This is a genomic window from Salmonella sp. 32010601201800023SM (assembly GCF_017572235.1).
GTDB classification, from domain to species: domain Bacteria; phylum Pseudomonadota; class Gammaproteobacteria; order Enterobacterales; family Enterobacteriaceae; genus Salmonella; species Salmonella enterica.
This window is the reverse complement of the sequence record NZ_JAGEQS010000002.1, coordinates 109,735-128,368: the sequence shown is the minus strand read 5'-3', so window position 1 is coordinate 128,368 and position 18,634 is coordinate 109,735. Positions and strand designations below refer to the sequence as shown.

Here is an 18,634-nt window from a genome sequence, read left to right as displayed (position 1 = left end):
TCTCGGCCCTATCGACCAGGCTTAATAGTCTACGAGGTAAGTATCCATCATTGTGGAAAATTTGCCTTACCCGACGCCACCACTGCGGAGGAAACGCATGAGTAAGAAAATTGCCGTTTTGATTACCGATGAATTTGAAGATTCAGAATTTACCTCGCCGGCAGCAGAATTCCGTCAGGCCGGCCATGAGGTCATCACCATCGAAAAAGAGGCGGGTAAAACGGTGAAAGGAAAAAAAGGCGAGGCCAGCGTCACCATTGATAAGGCTATTGATGACGTTCGTCCCGACGAGTTCGACGCCTTGCTATTGCCGGGAGGTCATTCGCCGGACTACCTGCGCGGCGACAGCCGTTTCGTGGATTTTACCCGCGATTTCGTTAACAGCGGTAAACCGGTTTTTGCCATTTGCCACGGCCCACAGTTGTTGATCAGCGCCGATGTCATTCGTGGCCGCAAACTCACGGCGGTGAAACCGATTATTATCGATGTGAAGAACGCGGGCGCGGAATTTTACGATCAGGAAGTCGTCGTCGATAAAGATCAGCTGGTGACCAGCCGCACGCCTGACGACCTGCCGGCATTTAACCGCGAGGCGCTACGCCTGCTGGGCGCGTGAGTCGCGTAACCAGTGCAGTTTTTTACCAAACCCCAGCGTGTTGTCGGTGAATTTAATTTCATCCAGCCGGATTTCCCATACCGGCGCTGGCAGCACCCTGGCGACCGGGAAGCGACGAAGGTAAGCTTTACGCGCGGCGTCGCTCTCCTGCCCCTCCAGACGGCGAATTTCCCCTTTAAACTGTACGCCGCGAATGCGCGCCACCGTTTTCGGCTGACCATTGACCGTTCCCGCAACTGGCGCGCACGCGCCAGACATTTGCGCATGGCGGGTTTTATCATCCGTTAACAGATACAGCGCGACGTTTTGCGCATCAAACAAATAAAACGCATTGGCGCACCACAGCTCTCCCTCATGGTGTACGCACCAGGTCACCACGTGTTGTTTCGCCAGCCAACGGCCAATAGCGGTAAGTGTGTCCATCTTTATTCTCGCTTATACTGGGAACCTGAAAATTATCATGCTGATGGCGACAATGACACCCTGGTATCTGTATCTGATTCGTACTGCAGACAATGCGCTTTACACCGGAATAACCACCGATGTGGCGCGTCGTTACAGGCAGCATCAAACGGGAAAAGGCGCAAAAGCATTACGGGGAAAAGGCGAGTTAACGCTGGCGTTTGCGGCGCAGGTTGGCGATCGCTCGCTGGCCCTGCGCATAGAGTATCGCATCAAACAGCTCACAAAGCGCCAGAAAGAGCGCCTTGTGACGGAACGCGAAGCGTTTGAGGCGCTGCTGTCCAGCCTGCAAACGCCGGTGCTTAAAAACGATTGAAGTGGTCGTGATACTCCACCAGCCCCGTCACGCCCTCCAGCGCATCCTCAGCCAAACGGTGTACCTGGAAAGCGCTTTCCGTACCGGGCCAACGGCAGTGAAGATCGTAATGTGCGGCCAGTTCAAAACCGAAGCGGCTATATAACGCCGGATCGCCCAGCGTCACGACCGCCGCGTAGCCGAACTCGTTGAGCGAATCCAGCCCTTCATACACTAACTGGCGCGCCAGCCCTTGCCCGCGATACTTTTCATCGACCGCCAGCGGCGCCATGCCGACCCACTGTAAATCTTCGCCCTGCACATCAACCGGGCTAAAGGCGACATAGCCCACCACCTGACCTTCATCATCCGTGGCCACCAGTCCGAGCGTCAGAAAACCATCTTCACGCAAATCGTGAACCAGCTTCGCTTCCGCATCGCTTTCGAATGAACGGCGTAACAGCGCATCAATACCAGGCGCATCAATAGGAATTTCTACTCGAATTAGCATGGTTCACCTACCGAGGTCTGTTTGGTTTCCGGCGAGTTTTTCATTCCCGCCTCAACAAAATCCGCCAGTTGCAGCAGCATAACGCGTAACGCTTTCGGCATCTGCTCCAGTTCGATGGCGTCCATCAGATTCTTCACATACAACCCTAACTCAGTATCGCCTTCAATGACCAGTCGACGCTGGAAAAAGAGCGTATCCGGGTCCTGTTTACGGGCGGCGATCATTAGCAGATCGCTGGCGTCGGCGCTAAAACTGACGTCAGCATCCGCCTGCTGGCTAACGATCAGCTTTTCATTTTCAACCGTGGTATACCATTTTAAGTCGATGTCACGAACATGAATGCTTAACCAACGACCTTCGAGGAATTCCAGCTCTCCATCGGCCAGCGCCTGACGAAACTGCCAGCTCAGAACCTGTTCCAGAACCTGGCGCTTTAGCGCAAAGGGCGTCAGTTTAACCGGTACACTCATCAGAGACGGGCCAGCATGGACTAAGCGTGAACGCAGTTTATCTAACACGAGCTTTACTCCCTGTTTCAATAGTCCTGTTATTTTGCCATATCCAATAAATCACATGGCGGCGTAAATCAACAATTGGGTCTGATTTTCTACCCCATTATTGGTGTTACCAATACGCCTTTAACTGCCTTAAATCAAAAATTGTCGCAGCAAGGTTAACTAAAATCCCTGTTCGTTAACAATTTTGCGTCTCAGACGTAACCCTCAGGATAAATTATGGAGCTGCTCTGCCCTGCCGGAAATCTCCCGGCGCTGAAGGCGGCCATCGAAAACGGCGCTGACGCCGTTTATATCGGGTTAAAAGACGATACCAATGCCCGTCATTTTGCCGGCCTTAACTTTACCGAAAAAAAATTGCAGGAAGCGGTGAGTTTTGTTCACCAGCATCGCCGCAAATTACACATCGCCATTAATACTTTTGCGCATCCGGACGGCTATGCCCGCTGGCAGCGCGCCGTGGATATGGCGGCGCAGCTTGGCGCCGACGCGCTGATTCTTGCCGACCTCGCTATGCTGGAATATGCCGCAGAGCGTTACCCGCATATTGAGCGCCATGTTTCCGTTCAGGCCTCGGCAACCAACGAAGAGGCGATTCGCTTTTATCACCGCAACTTTGATGTCCACCGTGTAGTACTGCCGCGTGTACTGTCGATTCACCAGGTAAAACAACTGGCCCGCGTCACGCCGGTGCCGCTGGAGGTATTCGCGTTTGGCAGCCTGTGCATTATGGCGGAAGGTCGCTGCTATCTTTCTTCCTACCTGACGGGGGAGTCGCCCAATACCGTCGGCGCCTGCTCTCCCGCCCGCTTTGTCCGTTGGCAGCAAACGCCGCAGGGGCTGGAATCGCGCCTGAATGATGTCCTGATTGACCGTTACCAGGATGGCGAAAACGCAGGCTACCCAACGCTGTGTAAAGGCCGCTATTTAGTGGACGGCGAGCGCTATCACGCGCTGGAGGAGCCAACCAGCCTGAACACGCTGGAACTGCTGCCGGAGCTCATGGCGGCGAACATCGCTTCGGTGAAGATCGAAGGCCGCCAGCGCAGCCCGGCCTACGTCAGCCAGGTGGCGAAAGTGTGGCGCCAGGCGATCGATCGCTGCAAAGCCGCCCCGCAAAACTTCGTTCCACAGCGCGACTGGATGGAGACGCTCGGCGCGATGTCCGAAGGCACCCAAACCACGCTTGGCGCATATCACCGTAAATGGCAGTGAGAGGAGCTATGAAATATTCCTTAGGACCGGTGCTTTATTACTGGCCGAAAGAGACGCTGGAAGATTTTTATCAGCAGGCCGCAAAAAGCAGCGCTGATGTCATTTATCTGGGCGAAGCGGTGTGCAGCAAGCGTCGCGCAACCAAAGTCGGCGACTGGCTGGAAATGGCGAAATCCCTCGCCGCCAGCGGTAAGCAGGTGGCGCTCTCCACCCTGGCGCTGGTACAGGCGTCATCTGAATTAAGCGAGCTGAAACGCTATGTGGACAACGGCGATTTTCTGCTGGAAGCCAGCGATCTTGGCGTGGTGAATCTGTGCGCCGAGCGCAAACTGCCGTTTGTCGCCGGCCATGCGCTGAACTGCTACAACGCGGTCACGCTGCGCCGGTTGCTGAAAGAAGGCATGGTACGCTGGTGTATGCCGGTGGAGCTGTCCCGCGACTGGCTGGTGAATTTGCTTAATCAGTGCGATGAACTGGGCATCCGCAATCAGTTTGAAGTGGAAGTGTTGAGCTACGGGCATCTGCCGCTGGCCTACTCCGCTCGCTGCTTTACCGCCCGTTCGGAAGACCGCCCGAAAGATGAGTGCGAAACCTGCTGTATCAAGTATCCAAACGGTCGTGACGTGCTCTCGCAAGAGAATCAGCAGGTGTTTGTGCTTAACGGTATTCAGACCATGAGCGGCTATGTCTATAACCTTGGCAACGAACTGACGTCGATGCAGGGATTGGTCGATATCGTGCGGCTGTCGCCGTTGGGTACGGAGACATTTGCCATGCTTGATGCCTTTCGCGCTAACGAAAACGGCGGCGCGCCATTAGCGCTTGCCGCGCATAGCGACTGCAACGGCTACTGGAAGCGGCTGGCCGGGCTGGAGCTACAGGCCTAGCCGGATGGCGGCATAAAGACCTTATCTGGCCTACAAATAGCGATCCCGTAGGCCCGATAAGCGCAGCGCTATCGGGCATTGTTTTTGCCGTCAGTCTCATAAAGCTCACTTTGTTAACAACATTCGCTAATCTTTAATGCAGTATTAAAAGATTAACCGGTAACAAAGTGAGCCGTTATGACTGACAAAACTATTCCGTTCTCGGTGCTGGATCTGGCGCCGATCCCTGAAGGATCTTCGGCAAAAGAAGCCTTCACGCACTCGCTGGATCTCGCACGGCTGGCTGAAAAGCGCGGTTATCACCGCTACTGGCTGGCAGAACATCACAACATGACCGGTATCGCCAGCGCGGCGACCTCGGTATTGATTGGTTATCTGGCGGCCAATACCACAACATTACATCTTGGCTCCGGCGGCGTGATGCTGCCTAACCATTCACCGCTGGTGATTGCCGAGCAGTTCGGCACGCTGAATACGCTCTACCCGGGACGTATCGACTTAGGGTTGGGACGCGCGCCGGGTAGCGATCAGCCGACGATGCGCGCGCTGCGTCGCCATATGAGCGGCGATATCGATAACTTTCCACGCGATGTCGCAGAGCTGGTGGACTGGTTCGACGCTCGCGATCCTAATCCGCATGTGCGCCCGGTGCCCGGCTACGGCGAGCAGATCCCGGTCTGGCTGTTGGGCTCCAGCCTGTATAGCGCACAGTTGGCGGCCCAGCTTGGCCTGCCGTTCGCCTTTGCTTCGCATTTCGCGCCGGATATGTTGTTCCAGGCGCTGCATCTGTACCGTACCCAGTTCAAACCTTCAGCGCGGCTGGAAAAACCGTACGCGATGGTGTGTATCAATATTATCGCCGCCGACAGCAACCGCGACGCCGAATTCCTGTTTACCTCCATGCAGCAGGCTTTCGTGAAGCTACGCCGTGGGGAAACCGGCCAACTGCCGCCGCCGATTGAGAATATGGAGACCTTCTGGTCGCCATCCGAGCAGTATGGCGTGCAACAGGCGCTGAGTATGTCGCTGGTCGGTGATAAGGCGAAAGTCCGCCACGGGCTGGAATCCATCCTGCGGGAGACCCAGGCGGATGAAATTATGGTCAACGGGCAGATTTTCGATCATCAGGCGCGGCTGCATTCGTTTGATTTGGCGATGGATGTTAAGGAAGAGTTGTTGGGCTGATTTTATAACGCCGATTTTCAACGGTGATGGTTGGCAATCGGCGATTTTTTTCGAAGTAATCATAGCCGGGCTTCAACATACGCCAGAAATTATATTCCGGCCATGCTTGCGCCTGGCGCATATTTTCGTCATTCATCGTAAATGGGAAGATATGGACAGGCACGCTCTTCTGCCCGCTGTTTAGCGCCTGCGCCACCAGTTGATAAATCTCTTCAATACCGGCATCGGTCATGGCATAGCAACCGGCCGAAACGCAGTTCCCGTGAACCATAATGAAATCACCGGTGTAGCCATTTGCCCGATCGTAAGCATTCGGGTAGCCAATATTAAATGCCAGATGATAGCGGCTGTTTGGGTTAAGCAACCCTTTGTTGGTGGCATAAAAGCCTTCCGGGCTTTTACCGTCTCCCTGTTTATGTTTTGGCCCTAAGCCACCAGACCATGCGCATATAGTCCAGGTTTTGTAGAGTTTGTAAGGCTTGTTATTGGCGCTTGCCCACAGTTCCAGCTTATCTTCCGCTTTCAGAATGCGGATAAATAACTGGTCGCCGGGGTGAATGATTTTTAAAGACGATGCGACAGGTTTTTCCACTGGCAGGTAAACGTCTTCATCGTACGGAGTGAGCCAGAAAAATTTTAAAATAAAAGCGATAAACAGGCTCAATAATACAATAGCGAGTAGTCCTTTACGCCCCATTTTCGTATTCCGCTTATTCTGAACCAGTTCAAGTATATATTTTCCTATGATATGAAATAGAGGAAAGGTCCAGTTCTGTACTTTTATAAAATAGTAATCGTTTTATCATGGCCGAACAGGGATATGAATAAATCGACTTATTACCAGAGAAAATCATCATGAGTGAACCTGCTTCCTTTTTTCTTCATGCACATATTACCGAGAGTAACCTCAAGAAATTTTTCCATTCACCGGCAACAAATATTAAAGACTATGACGACTGGTTGCCATGGTTTACTGAGGAGCAAAGGTTGTACGGCGATCCTGCAAAAATGCTTAACAATCTTGCCACATGTAATTCTGGTGAAAGTGAAAAGAATATTTATGCTGAACATATCAACTTTAATAAAGAAACACAGATAGTCACGATGGATCTCATATTTCTCTCAGAGAGCTATGAAATCTTCATGCCACTCATGGCCTGTGTGCGGGGAATCGAGAAATTTATTACGCCAGGGGAAAATAATTTTGCGCTAATTTATTATTACTGGTGGGGTTCGGAGATCGCCATCGCGCTCGAATTTGACGCCAATGGTAGCAGAATAACGGCAAATCCTAAGGCAGAAAATTTAACTATCGCCGATGCTTTTTTCGATGAACACGGGGAAGCACTCGCCGAAGAACTTTATAATAAACAGGGTTTTATTTGATACCATTTCGCGGACTTGTGAAATATTGCCGGATGAAAACAGCTCATCCGGCTCGTTCAATTACTGGTACACCGGCAGCAAATTAAAGCTCGACAGAATATGGATAACCGCGTTGCCAACACCGAAGACCAAAATCAGGGCAATCATCGGTTTACCGCCCCAGACGCGGAATTTCGGGCTGCCGAAACGTTCGCGAGATTTACGTGCCAACAGCGCAGGCACAATGGCCGCCCAGATAGTTGCAGCTAAACCTGCATAGCCAATGGCGTACAGAAAACCGTTCGGGTACAGCAGGCCACCAATCATCGGCGGCAGGAAAGTCAGCAGCGCCGTTTTAAAACGCCCCATTGCCGAGTCATCAAAACCAAACAGATCCGCCAGATAGTCAAACAGCCCCAGCGTCACGCCAAGGAAGGAACTGGCGACCGCAAAGTTAGAGAACACCACCAGCAGCAGATCCAGGCTGCGGCTGTTCAGCACGCCGCTCAACGCCTGTACCAGCACATCAATATTGCCGCCTTTCTGCGCAATGCCGATAAATTCCGGACGCGGGATGTTGCCCATCGTCCCCAGCAGCCAGACGGAATAGAGCGCCAGCGCCAGTAACGTCCCATAAATCAGGCATTTGACGATGGTACGCGGATCTTTGCCGTAATATTTCATCAAGCTCGGTACGTTACCGTGATAACCAAAAGAGGCCAGACAAAATGGCAGCGTCATCAGCAGGTACGGCGTATATGACGCGTGGCTTTCAGCCACGTTAAACAACGTGGCAGGCTGAACGTGCCCCAACAGGCTGCCGAAGGTCAGGAAGAAAGTAATCACTTTCGCGCCCAGCACAATCGCCGTCATCCGACTGACCGCCTTCGTACTCAGCCACACGACAAACGCCACCAGCAGCGCAAAGGCAAAACCTGCCGCTCGCGCCGGAACGTTCAGCGACATCTCAGCAAAGGTATGATGCAGAATTGAGCCGCTCGCCGAGATATAGGCGTAAGTCAGGATGTAGAGCACAAAGGCAATAGAAATGCCGTTGACCACGTTCCAGCCTTTGCCCAACAGATCTTTGGTGATGGTGTCGAAACTCGAACCAATGCGGTAGTTAAGGTTGGCTTCGAGAATCATCAGCCCGGAGTGCAGCATACAAAACCAGGTAAAGACCAGCGCCGCCATCGACCAGAAGAACCACGCCCCGGACATGACCACCGGCAGGGAGAACATCCCCGCGCCAATGATGGTGCCGCCGATAATCACCACGCCGCCAAGCAGCGAAGGTGACGTTTGGGTGGTGGTAAGTGTTGCCATTCAGCTCTCTCTCCAGTCATTTATAGTGTGACTATCTCTCAATACGCTGCACTGTACCAGTACACGAGTACAAAAGAAATAAAAAAAGCCCCGATTGTGACGATCGGGGCTGTATATTTTACTTTACGCTGTGAATGCGCAGGTCAGCGTGAGTTACGCATCACCGCCGAAACGACGGCGACCGGTAGAGTCATCACGACGCGGACCACGGCTTTCACGACGTTCGCCGCTGAAGCGACGACCATCACCACGACCGCCTTCACGACGTTCGCCGCTGAAATTACGACCGCCTTCACGACGCTCGCCACTGAAGCTACGACCACCGCCGCGACGTTCGCCGCCCGCGTGCGGAACCGCATCACCCAACAGCTGCATATTCATCGGCTTGTTCAGAATGCGGGTACGCGTGAAGTGCTGCAACACTTCGCCCGGCATACCTTTCGGCAGCTCGATGGTGGAGTGAGACGCGAACAGCTTAATGTTACCAATGTAACGGCTGCTGATGTCGCCTTCGTTAGCGATAGCGCCCACGATATGACGAACTTCAACGCCGTCATCACGGCCCACTTCAATGCGGTATAACTGCATATCGCCAACGTCACGACGTTCACGACGCGGACGATCTTCACGATCGCCACGCGGGCCACGGTCGTTACGATCGCGCGGACCACGGTCGTCACGGTCACGGAATTCACGCTTGGGACGCATCGGCGCATCCGGCGGCAGAATCAGCGGACGCTCGCCCTGCGCCATTTTCAGCAGTGCGGCGGCCAGCGTTTCGAGATCCAGCTCTTCGCCTTCAGCAGACGGCTGGATTTTCGCCAGCAGCGCACGGTACTGATCCAGATCGCTGCTTTCCAGTTGCTGCTGAACTTTCGCGGCGAATTTTTCCAGACGGCGTTTACCCAGTAGTTCTGCGTTCGGCAGTTCCACTTCCGGAATGGTCAGCTTCATGGTGCGTTCGATGTTGCGCAGCAGACGACGCTCGCGGTTCTCAACGAACAGCAGCGCGCGACCGGCGCGACCCGCACGGCCGGTACGACCGATACGGTGAACGTAGGACTCGGAGTCCATCGGGATATCGTAGTTCACCACCAGGCTGATACGTTCAACGTCGAGACCACGTGCCGCAACGTCGGTAGCGATCAGGATGTCCAGACGACCATCTTTCAGGCGTTCCAGAGTCTGCTCACGCAGCGCCTGGTTCATATCGCCATTCAACGCGGCGCTGTTGTAGCCGCTACGTTCCAGCGCTTCTGCTACTTCCAGGGTCGCGTTTTTGGTACGCACGAAGATAATCGCCGCATCAAAGTCTTCCGCTTCCAGGAAACGCACCAGCGCTTCGTTTTTACGCATGCCCCAGACAGTCCAGTAGCTCTGGCTGATGTCAGGACGGGTAGTCACGCTGGACTGAATGCGCACTTCCTGCGGCTCTTTCATAAAGCGGCGGGTAATGCGACGAATCGCTTCCGGCATGGTGGCGGAGAACAGAGCGGTCTGATGACCTTCCGGGATCTGCGCCATAATAGTTTCAACGTCTTCGATGAAGCCCATACGCAGCATTTCGTCGGCTTCATCCAGCACCAGACCACTCAGTTTAGAGAGGTCGAGAGTGCCACGTTTTAAGTGATCAAGCAGACGTCCCGGCGTACCGACAACGATCTGCGGCCCCTGACGCAGGGCGCGTAACTGCACGTCATAACGCTGACCGCCGTACAGGGCAACCACGTTTACGCCGCGCATGTGTTTAGAGAAATCCGTCATGGCTTCGGCAACCTGTACCGCCAGTTCGCGGGTTGGCGCCAGCACCAGAATCTGAGGTGCCTTCAGCTCAGGATCAAGATTGTTGAGCAGCGGTAAAGAGAACGCTGCGGTTTTGCCGCTACCGGTCTGGGCCATGCCCAGCACGTCGCGACCGCCCAGCAGATGCGGAATGCACTCTGCCTGGATTGGAGATGGTTTTTCGTAACCCAGATCGGTAAGGGCTTCAAGGATAGGAGCCTTCAGCCCCAGATCTGCAAAAGTGGTTTCGAATTCAGCCATGTAGTACGTGTGCCTCAAAATTAATGGCGGCCAGTCTACATAACTCATCATGAAATTGATCTGCAATTTTCATTGAAAAGTGTGAACCGGCTCAAAGTAGGTGTATTAACGAACAACAACGCCCTCACCCGCGAAGGTGATGGCAATCAAAAAGATTACGGGCTGATATGTTCGTCAGCTATTGCTGGTCCGATTCTGCCAGGTCATCTTGGTCCTGGCCCAGGAGCGATAATTCCAACAATGCGTATCGGTGCTCAACAAAGTTATGAACGTTGTTGGCCACCGCCAGTTTGAACAGAGCCGTGGCGCTGTCCAAATCCCCCAGACTTAGGTAATACTTACCTAAATAGAAGTTGGTTTCACTGAGATGCTCAGCGAGCGAGGTGTTATCCGTTGCGTCCGCCTTGAGCCTTTCCATCAGCGTTGCTTCGCTAATGTCGCCCAGGTAGAACTCGACAATGTTCCATCCCCATTGCTCTTTATCCGATTTTTCGAAGCGTGCTTTTAACGCTTCTTTCGCCTGCTTCTCATTAAGCTTCTGCTCAACAAGATACAGCCACAGGCTGCGGTAAGGATCATTGGGATCGTCTTGATAAAACGCCAGCAGATCATCTTGCGCTAACTTATCACGGCCGCCGTAATACAATGCGATACCGCGGTTTAAGTGCGCGTAGTTGTAAGTTGGATCAAGCTCTAGTACAGAATCAAACGCTTCATAGGCAGCATCAAAATTGCCTGCCTGCGTTAAATAAATGCCTAAGTAATTGAATACTTCAGGCATATCCGGTCTGATTGCCAGCGCTTGTGAAAAATCATTTCGCGCTAATGCCCTCAAACCAAGACTATCATACAACACTCCGCGCTCATATAAAAGCTGTGCGCGTTCGTCATCGGTTAAAGCCCGACTGGCAAGAATCTGTTCCATACGCGCCAGAATCACTTCCTGCTGTAAAGTCGGTTGCAATGGTACTGCGAGGACTTCACTTTTACGCCAGGCGGAATTACTGCATCCTGCAAGCGTAAGTGCTGTCGCAACGAAACACCAGCGCAAAAAAGGCTTCATTTCCCACTCCCGAAGACAACGATTGAATGAACGTCCTGTTCCCCGGTGGCTCAACAAGGCGTCCAGCCAGGTCTAAAGCCCTCCGCACTGCGGAGGGCAAAAGGCTACCTTACTCGGCCTGTTCGCTCGCCGGAGCTTCCGGCGCAGCCGCAGGTTGAGACTGCTCGGTTGCTTCTTTAATGCTCAGACGTACACGGCCCTGGCGGTCAACTTCCAGAACCTTAACCGGGACTTCCTGACCCATCTGCAGATAGTCGGTCACTTTCTCTACACGCTTATCCGCGATTTGAGAGATGTGAACCAGACCTTCTTTACCGCCGCCGATGGCAACAAACGCGCCAAAGTCAACGATACGGGTCACTTTACCATTGTAGATACGGCCGACTTCGATCTCCGCGGTAATCTCTTCGATACGACGGATAGCGTATTTCGCTTTTTCACCGTCGGTCGCCGCGATCTTCACAGTACCGTCATCTTCGATTTCGATGGTGGTGCCGGTCTCTTCAGTCAGCGCGCGGATCACAGAACCGCCTTTACCGATCACGTCTTTGATCTTGTCCGTGCTGATCTTGATGGTATGGATACGCGGCGCAAATTCAGAGATATCGCCGCGCGGCGCGTTGATCGCCTGTTCCATCACGCCCAAGATGTGCAGACGCGCACCTTTAGCCTGGTTCAACGCAACCTGCATGATCTCTTTGGTGATACCTTCAATTTTGATATCCATCTGCAGCGCAGAGATACCGTCGCGGGAACCCGCCACTTTGAAGTCCATATCGCCCAGGTGATCTTCGTCGCCCAGAATGTCAGACAGTACAACGTAGTTGTCGCCTTCTTTCACCAGACCCATAGCGATACCTGCTACGGCGGCTTTAATTGGCACGCCAGCGTCCATCAGCGCCAGAGAAGCGCCGCACACGGAAGCCATAGAGGAAGAACCGTTGGATTCGGTGATTTCAGACACCACGCGAACGGTGTACGGGAATTTATCCATGTCCGGCATCACTGCCAGCACGCCGCGCTTCGCCAGACGACCGTGACCAATTTCACGACGCTTCGGAGAACCGACCATGCCGGTTTCGCCTACGGAGTACGGAGGGAAGTTGTAGTGGAACAGGAAGCTGTCAGTACGCTCGCCCATCAGTTCATCAAGCACCTGCGCGTCACGGGCAGTACCCAGAGTTGCGGTAACCAGCGCCTGCGTTTCACCACGGGTAAACAGAGCGGAACCGTGAGTACGCGGCAGTACGCCAGTGCGCACGTCCAGACCACGGATCATGTCTTTTTCACGGCCATCAATACGCGGCTCGCCTGCCAGTACGCGGCTACGCACCACGTTTTTCTCGATAGCGTGCAGGATTTCGCCCAGCTCGTTAGCATCCAGAGTTTCATCTTCTGCAATAAGCTGCTCGATGGTTTCGGATTTGATTACGTCAACCTGAGCATAGCGCTCTTGTTTATCGGTGATGCGGTACGCGTCGCTCAGACGAGATTCAGCCAGCGCAGCAACACGCGCGTTCAACGCGTCGTTGACGGCTTCCGGCTGCCAGTCCCAACGCGGTTTACCGGCTTCTTTCACCAGATCGTTGATCGCCTGGATAACAACCTGCTGCTGCTCGTGACCGAATACCACCGCGCCCAGCATAGTGTCTTCGCTCAGCAGTTCAGCTTCGGATTCCACCATCAGCACAGCCGCTTCGGTACCGGCAACCACCAGGTCCAGCTTGCTTTCTTTCAGCTCGTCCTGGGTCGGGTTCAGCACGTACTGGTCATTGATGTAACCTACGCGCGCCGCGCCGATTGGGCCGTTGAACGGAATGCCGGACAGCGACAGCGCAGCGGATGCGCCGATCATGGCAACGATGTCTGGGTTAACCTGCGGGTTAACGGAAACGACGGTCGCAATAACCTGCACTTCGTTAACGAAGCCTTCCGGGAACAGCGGACGAACCGGGCGGTCAATCAGACGCGCAATCAGGGTTTCGCCTTCGCTTGGACGGCCTTCACGACGGAAGAAGCTGCCCGGGATACGACCAGCAGCGTAGGTACGCTCCTGATAGTTAACGGTCAGTGGGAAGAAGTCTTGGCCTGGCTTGGCTTTTTTCTGGCCGACAACGGTAACGAATACGGCGGTGTCATCCATGCTTACCATAACAGCGGCAGTGGCCTGACGCGCCATCATGCCAGTTTCCAGCGTAACGGTATGCTGACCGTACTGGAATTTACGAACGATCGGATTAAGCAAAATAATATCCTTTCCAATTTTTGACGGCATAATACGCGCCGTCGTTAATACCCGATCTTCTGCGCATCCTCGCGACTAATGACAACCCTAACCCTGATATGGGTAAAGCCTCTCATTAGCCGCGCGAACCTCTGCAACGGAAGATCATTCATAGCAACAATACATTAGTTTCCAGCGAATTGCTGCCATCTGCTGGAAAAAAGGGGCCATGAAGGCCCCCTCTTTCTGAAACTCGAAAGAATTAGCGACGCAGACCCAGACGCTCAATCAGCGCGGTGTAGCGTGCAACATCTTTACGTTTCAGGTAGTCGAGCAGTTTACGACGCTGAGAAACCATACGCAGCAGACCACGACGGCTGTGGTGATCTTTTTTATGCTCTGCAAAGTGACCCTGCAGGTGGTTAATCTGTGCAGTCAACAGAGCAACCTGAACATCGGTAGAACCGGTGTCGTTTGCGTCACGACCGAACTCAGAAACGATTTTAGCTGTAGCTTCAGTACTTAGAGACATTTTAAAACTCCAAAGTATTTAAGAATGAGAGGACGCCGATCTCTAATTCAGCGATCCCAGTGTACGCCGCGTAAACTGTTAAATAATTTACGCGACGTTAAGCGGCGGTATTCTACTCGCAGCGCTCTCTTATCGCAAGACGAAGCGACATTACGCTGGGTACTCAACTACCAGCCGACGAGGCGCGACACGGCCTTCGTCGTCAATTTCGCCCATACCGATAAATTTATCGTCTTCACCTTCCGTCACACGAACCAGTCCCTTCAACGGCGCGCCCGTGGTACGAACCGGGTTGCCATTTTTGAAGTATACCGAAGATGTTAACGGCAGATTAACAACAGGATAGTCCGAAGCTGGACTGTCCATTGGCATCAATAATGGATCGAGCAACTGCGCCGCCGGAACGCCCTGCTGTTCCGCCTGTGCTACCAGCTCGCGCAAATGCTCCAGCGTCACCATACGATCCACCGGATACTTGCTGACCGTCAGACGACGCAGGTACGTTACGTGCGCGCCACAGCCCAGTTTCTCACCTAAATCATCAACAATGGTACGAATATAGGTGCCTTTGGAGCAATGAACTTCCAGCTCCAGCTCGTTACCTTCATGGCGAATAAACAGCAGTTCGTAGACGGTAATCGGGCGGGCTTCGCGCGGCACTTCGATACCCTGGCGGGCATATTCGTACAGTTTCTTGCCCTGATACTTCAGCGCCGAATACATCGAGGGAATCTGTTCGATATCCCCACGAAAGGTCTCCAGCGCGCTCGCAAGCTGCTCAGCGCTGAAAGTCACCGGACGCTCCTGCACGATTTGACCATCGGCGTCAGAGGTATCCGTGCGCTGCCCCAGACGGGCAATAACACGATAGCGTTTGTCAGAATCCAGCAGGTACTGCGAAAATTTTGTCGCTTCGCCGAGGCAAATCGGCAACATGCCGGTCGCCAGCGGGTCCAGCGCGCCGGTATGCCCGGCGCGGTTAGCATTGTAGATGCGCTTAACTTTCTGCAGCACGTCATTGCTGGACATACCCTGCGGCTTATCCAGCAGCAGAACGCCGTGAATGTCGCGGCCACGACGACGAGGACGACTCATCAGTCCTCCTTGCTGTCGTCCGGGTTCACACGACGTTCTTCGTCATGTTTCACCACGTTAGTCACCAGGTTGGACATACGCATCCCTTCCACCAGCGAGTTGTCGTAGAAGAAGGTCAGTTCCGGCACGATGCGCAGACGCATCGCTTTACCCAGCAAGCTGCGGATGAAACCAGACGCTTCCTGCAACGCTTTGATGCCCGCTTTTACTGCGTCTTCATCTTTGTCGTTCAAAAAAGTGACAAACACTTTGGCATAGGCCAGGTCACGGGACATTTCGACACCGGAAACGGTGGTCATCATACCCAGGCGCGGGTCTTTAATTTCGCGCTGCAGGATGATTGCGATCTCTTTTTGCATCTCTTGCGCTACGCGCTGAGGGCGACCAAATTCTTTCGCCATAATAAATTCTCCAGAATAAAGACAAAAAAGGGGCCATAAGCCCCTTTTTAAATTTCTTGCCGGGTGGCGCTTCGCTTACCCGGCCTACGCCTAATCATCTTCTAAGGATTTTGGATTGCAACAAGGCGGCAAGCTCGTAAATCCCCGGGAGCATAGATAACTATGTGACCGGGGTGAGCGAACGCAGCCAACGCCGTTGCGGCCCAAAAGACGACGAAGATTAAGCGATGGTACGTTGGATCTCGATAATTTCGAATACTTCAATCATATCGCCAACGCGAACGTCGTTGTAGTTCTTCACGCCGATACCACATTCCATGCCGTTACGGACTTCGTTAACGTCATCTTTGAAGCGGCGCAGGGATTCCAGCTCGCCTTCATAGATAACCACGTTGTCGCGCAGAACGCGGATTGGGTTATGGCGTTTAATTGTACCTTCGGTAACCATACAGCCCGCGATCGCGCCGAATTTCGGCGATTTGAACACATCGCGCACTTCAGCCAGACCGATGATCTGCTGTTTCAGTTCCGGAGACAGCATACCGCTCATCGCCGCTTTCACTTCGTCGATCAGGTTATAGATGACGGAGTAGTAACGCAGATCCAGGCTTTCAGATTCGATCACTTTACGCGCAGAGGCATCGGCACGAACGTTGAAGCCAACCAGAATGGCGTTGGACGCCGCAGCCAGGGTCGCGTCGGTTTCGGTGATACCACCTACGCCAGAACCGATGATCTTCACTTTCACTTCGTCGGTAGACAGTTTCAGCAAGGAGTCGGAGATCGCTTCCACAGAACCCTGTACGTCGGCCTTCAGCACGATGTTCACTTCGTGAACTTCGCCTTCGGTCATGTTGGCGAACATGTTCTCGAGTTTAGATTTCTGCTGACGCGCCAGTTTAACTTCACGGAATTTACCCTGACGATACAGAGCAACTTCACGCGCTTTCTTCTCGTCGCGAACGACGGTCACTTCGTCACCCGCAGCCGGAACGCCGGACAGGCCGAGGATTTCCACCGGAATGGACGGACCCGCTTCCAGCACTTCCTGACCCAGTTCGTTACGCATCGCACGCACGCGGCCGTATTCGAAGCCACACAGCACGATATCGCCCTTATGCAACGTACCTTCACGAACCAGCACGGTAGCCACCGGACCACGACCTTTATCCAGGAAGGATTCGATAACCGCGCCGCTCGCCATACCTTTGCGTACCGCTTTCAGTTCCAGAACTTCGGCCTGCAGCAAGATAGCATCAAGCAGTTCGTCAATACCGGTGCCCGCTTTCGCAGACACGTGAACGAACTGGCTCTCGCCGCCCCACTCTTCCGGCAGAATGCCGTACTGGGACAGTTCGTTCTTAACGCGATCCGGATCCGCTTCCGGCTTATCGATTTTGTTCACCGCAACCACGACCGGCACACCTGCCGCTTTCGCGTGCTGGATAGCTTCGATAGTCTGCGGCATCACGCCGTCGTCTGCCGCTACCACCAGAACCACGATATCCGTTGCCTGGGCGCCGCGAGCACGCATGGAAGTAAACGCGGCGTGGCCCGGGGTGTCCAGGAAGGTGATCATCCCGTTGTCAGTTTCAACGTGGTAGGCACCGATGTGCTGAGTAATGCCGCCCGCTTCGCCAGAGGCTACTTTCGTGGAACGAATGTAGTCCAGCAGAGAGGTTTTACCGTGGTCAACGTGGCCCATGATGGTCACAACCGGGGCGCGTGGTTCAGCCGCAGCGCCGGTATCACGGTCGCTCATTACCGCTTCTTCCAGTTCGTTTTCACGACGCAGGATAACTTTGTGGCCCATCTCTTCGGCAACCAGCTGTGCGGTTTCCTGATCGATAACCTGGTTGATGGTGGCCATAGCACCCAGCTTCATCATCGCTTTGATGACCTGAGAGCCTTTAACCGCCATCTTGTTCGCCAGTTCGCCAACGGTGATGGTTTCACCGATCACCACGTCACGGTTAACGGCCTGAGCGGGCTTCTGGAAGCCTTGCTGTAAAGAAGACCCTTTACGCTTGCCGCCTTTACCACCGCGAACCGCAGCACGCGCTTCTTCGCGATCGGCTTTGGATTCGGCATGTTTGCCTTTTTTCGCCGGACGCGCCGCTTTTGCATTACGGCCACGACCACGACCGCCTTCTACTTCACGATCGTTTTCGTCTTCGGCCTGGCGAGCGTGCTGAGAAGTGGTGACATGATAGTCACTGGTGTCTTCTACTGGCTCAGGCGTTGCGGTCCATTTGTTTTCTTCCGCCATGCGGCGAGCTTCTTCTGCTACACGACGCGCTTCTTCTTCGAGTTTGCGACGTGCTTCTTCTTCCGCTTTACGCTTCAGCTCTGCAGCTTCATTCTCACGGCGGGCTTTTTCGGCCTGGGCGGTTTTGGTCATATCGTCAGTCTGTTGATTGCTCACTTTGTCTTTTTCCGCAGCTTCACGTTTCGCTTTTTCAGCGGCTTCACGCTTAGCTTGTTCTGCGGCCTCGCGTTCAGCTTTTTGTTGCGCCTCGCGTTTGGCCTGTTCTTCTGCCTCACGACGGGCTTGCTCTTCCGCTTCACGCTGCGCCTGCTCTTCCGCGGCCAGGCGTTCAGCCTCTTGCGGATCGCGTTTCACAAAGGTGCGCTTCTTGCGGACTTCGATTTGTACCGATTTACTTTTTCCACCGGTACCTGGAATGTTCAGGGTGCTGCGCGTCTTACGCTGCAGCGTCAGTTTATCGGGACCAGAAACCGCTTCGCGGTTCAGGTGCGCCAGTAAAGTCTGTTTTTCTTGTGCGGACACAGAGTCGTCAGCAGATTTCCGGATACCTGCATCAGCAAACTGCTGTACCAGGCGATCCACGGAAACCTGTCTCTCTGCGGCCAGCGCTTTTAGGGTTACATCTGTCAT

The 18,634-nt window shown here is 53.8% G+C and carries 19 protein-coding genes; 6 read left to right on the top strand and 13 right to left on the bottom strand.

Annotated elements, in window-relative coordinates:
* Nucleotides 1–97: 97 nt before the first annotated feature.
* A complete protein-coding gene (yhbO, locus tag J4617_RS08015) occupies nucleotides 98–616 on the top strand; it encodes a protein/nucleic acid deglycase (protein ID WP_000037599.1) in 519 nt (172 codons plus the stop codon).
* Here the strand turns inward: yhbO and J4617_RS08010 are convergent.
* Nucleotides 596–1,039 carry a YhbP family protein gene (locus tag J4617_RS08010; RefSeq protein WP_000380404.1) on the bottom strand — a complete coding sequence of 148 codons (444 nt, stop codon included), beginning with the start codon at nucleotides 1,037–1,039 and terminating at the stop codon, nucleotides 596–598. The two genes, yhbO and J4617_RS08010, sit on opposite strands and share 21 nt — an antisense overlap.
* 37 nt (nucleotides 1,040–1,076) lie before the next feature.
* On the opposite strand from J4617_RS08010, the gene J4617_RS08005 reads away from it, so the two are divergent.
* Nucleotides 1,077–1,394 carry a GIY-YIG nuclease family protein gene (locus tag J4617_RS08005; protein ID WP_000928379.1) on the top strand — a complete coding sequence of 106 codons (318 nt, stop codon included), beginning with the start codon at nucleotides 1,077–1,079 and terminating at the stop codon, nucleotides 1,392–1,394.
* Here J4617_RS08005 and J4617_RS08000 read toward each other — a convergent pair.
* Both J4617_RS08000 and J4617_RS07995 read right to left on the bottom strand, forming a co-directional pair.
* Complete coding sequence (locus tag J4617_RS08000) at nucleotides 1,381–1,884, bottom strand: N-acetyltransferase (RefSeq protein WP_000908562.1); 504 nt, start codon at nucleotides 1,882–1,884, stop codon at nucleotides 1,381–1,383. The genes J4617_RS08005 and J4617_RS08000 overlap by 14 nt on opposite strands.
* Nucleotides 1,878–2,402 carry an SCP2 domain-containing protein gene (locus tag J4617_RS07995; RefSeq protein WP_000884721.1) on the bottom strand — a complete coding sequence of 175 codons (525 nt, stop codon included), beginning with the start codon at nucleotides 2,400–2,402 and terminating at the stop codon, nucleotides 1,878–1,880. Before J4617_RS07995 ends, J4617_RS08000 begins: the two co-directional genes overlap by 7 nt.
* Nucleotides 2,403–2,618: 216 nt before the next feature.
* On the opposite strand from J4617_RS07995, the gene J4617_RS07990 reads away from it, so the two are divergent.
* From J4617_RS07990 to J4617_RS07980, 3 genes are all read left to right on the top strand, one after another.
* Nucleotides 2,619–3,614: a peptidase U32 family protein gene (locus J4617_RS07990; protein WP_000421309.1), complete on the top strand. Its 996-nt coding sequence runs from the start codon at nucleotides 2,619–2,621 to the stop codon at nucleotides 3,612–3,614.
* The gene (locus J4617_RS07985; protein ID WP_077907188.1) at nucleotides 3,605–4,501 is read left to right on the top strand and encodes a U32 family peptidase; all 897 of its coding nucleotides are present in this window, start codon (nucleotides 3,605–3,607) and stop codon (nucleotides 4,499–4,501) included. Before J4617_RS07990 ends, J4617_RS07985 begins: the two co-directional genes overlap by 10 nt.
* A 177-nt stretch (nucleotides 4,502–4,678) precedes the next feature.
* Complete coding sequence (locus J4617_RS07980; RefSeq protein ID WP_000130438.1) at nucleotides 4,679–5,686, top strand: LLM class flavin-dependent oxidoreductase; 1,008 nt, start codon at nucleotides 4,679–4,681, stop codon at nucleotides 5,684–5,686.
* On the opposite strand, the gene J4617_RS07975 is transcribed toward J4617_RS07980, so the two are convergent.
* Nucleotides 5,664–6,383: a murein L,D-transpeptidase family protein gene (locus J4617_RS07975; RefSeq protein WP_000532745.1), complete on the bottom strand. Its 720-nt coding sequence runs from the start codon at nucleotides 6,381–6,383 to the stop codon at nucleotides 5,664–5,666. The two genes, J4617_RS07980 and J4617_RS07975, sit on opposite strands and share 23 nt — an antisense overlap.
* 158 nt (nucleotides 6,384–6,541) lie before the next feature.
* Here J4617_RS07975 and J4617_RS07970 point away from each other — a divergent pair, with 158 nt between their 5' ends.
* Entirely contained in the window at nucleotides 6,542–7,072 is a 531-nt protein-coding gene (locus J4617_RS07970) for a hypothetical protein (RefSeq protein WP_017465420.1), read from the top strand.
* Nucleotides 7,073–7,132: 60 nt separating this feature from the next.
* On the opposite strand, the gene mtr is transcribed toward J4617_RS07970, so the two are convergent.
* The 9 genes from mtr to infB form a co-directional block, all read right to left on the bottom strand.
* Nucleotides 7,133–8,377 carry a tryptophan permease gene (gene mtr, locus J4617_RS07965; protein ID WP_000224385.1) on the bottom strand — a complete coding sequence of 415 codons (1,245 nt, stop codon included), beginning with the start codon at nucleotides 8,375–8,377 and terminating at the stop codon, nucleotides 7,133–7,135.
* 153 nt (nucleotides 8,378–8,530) lie between these two features.
* Nucleotides 8,531–10,420: an ATP-dependent RNA helicase DeaD gene (gene deaD, locus J4617_RS07960; protein ID WP_000807244.1), complete on the bottom strand. Its 1,890-nt coding sequence runs from the start codon at nucleotides 10,418–10,420 to the stop codon at nucleotides 8,531–8,533.
* Nucleotides 10,413–10,493: a protein YrbN gene (gene yrbN, locus J4617_RS07955; RefSeq protein WP_010723222.1), complete on the bottom strand. Its 81-nt coding sequence runs from the start codon at nucleotides 10,491–10,493 to the stop codon at nucleotides 10,413–10,415. Before yrbN ends, deaD begins: the two co-directional genes overlap by 8 nt.
* 105 nt (nucleotides 10,494–10,598) lie before the next feature.
* Entirely contained in the window at nucleotides 10,599–11,483 is an 885-nt protein-coding gene (nlpI, locus tag J4617_RS07950; RefSeq protein ID WP_000802069.1) for a lipoprotein NlpI, read from the bottom strand.
* A gap of 109 nt (nucleotides 11,484–11,592) precedes the next feature.
* Nucleotides 11,593–13,728 (bottom strand): polyribonucleotide nucleotidyltransferase, encoded by a 2,136-nt coding sequence (pnp, locus tag J4617_RS07945; RefSeq protein WP_001670767.1) that lies wholly within the window; start codon nucleotides 13,726–13,728, stop codon nucleotides 11,593–11,595.
* A gap of 241 nt (nucleotides 13,729–13,969) precedes the next feature.
* On the bottom strand, nucleotides 13,970–14,239 hold the full coding sequence (gene rpsO / locus J4617_RS07940) for a 30S ribosomal protein S15 (protein WP_000059465.1): 270 nt from the start codon (nucleotides 14,237–14,239) through the stop codon (nucleotides 13,970–13,972).
* 150 nt (nucleotides 14,240–14,389) lie between these two features.
* Nucleotides 14,390–15,334 carry a tRNA pseudouridine(55) synthase TruB gene (gene truB, locus J4617_RS07935; RefSeq protein WP_017465419.1) on the bottom strand — a complete coding sequence of 315 codons (945 nt, stop codon included), beginning with the start codon at nucleotides 15,332–15,334 and terminating at the stop codon, nucleotides 14,390–14,392.
* Nucleotides 15,334–15,735, bottom strand: coding sequence for a 30S ribosome-binding factor RbfA (gene rbfA / locus J4617_RS07930; protein WP_001040199.1), 402 nt, complete (start codon nucleotides 15,733–15,735; stop codon nucleotides 15,334–15,336). Before rbfA ends, truB begins: the two co-directional genes overlap by 1 nt.
* Nucleotides 15,736–15,955: 220 nt before the next feature.
* Nucleotides 15,956–18,634 (bottom strand): translation initiation factor IF-2, encoded by a 2,679-nt coding sequence (gene infB, locus J4617_RS07925; RefSeq protein ID WP_000133064.1) that lies wholly within the window; start codon nucleotides 18,632–18,634, stop codon nucleotides 15,956–15,958.